This is a genomic window from Burkholderia sp. Ac-20392 (assembly GCF_017104585.1).
GTDB classification, from domain to species: Bacteria; Pseudomonadota; Gammaproteobacteria; order Burkholderiales; family Burkholderiaceae; genus Burkholderia; species Burkholderia lata.
On record NZ_JAAGPB010000107.1, the window covers coordinates 1 to 249 of the forward strand.

The window sequence follows — 249 nt, forward strand, 5'->3', positions numbered from 1 at the left end:
GGGGGGGGTGGGGGGGGGGGGTGGGGGGGGGGGGGGGGGGGGGGGGTGAGGGGGGGGGGGGGTGGGGGGGGGGGGGGGGGGGGGGGGGGGGGGGGGTGGGGGGGGGGGGGGGGGGGGGGGGGGTGGGGGGGGGGGGGGGGGGGGGAGGGGGGGGGGGGGGGGGGGGGGGTGTGGGGGGGGGGGTGGGTGGGGAGGGGGGGGGGGGGGGGGGGGGGGGGGTGGTTTTTTTTTTTAAGGATGCGGGGACCG

General features: G+C 88.0%; 1 protein-coding gene. It reads right to left on the minus strand.

From position 1 onward, the window contains the following. Positions 1 to 249 (minus strand): hypothetical protein (locus tag G3N99_RS42545; RefSeq protein ID WP_241011642.1); only part of this gene is annotated, 249 nt, incomplete at both ends.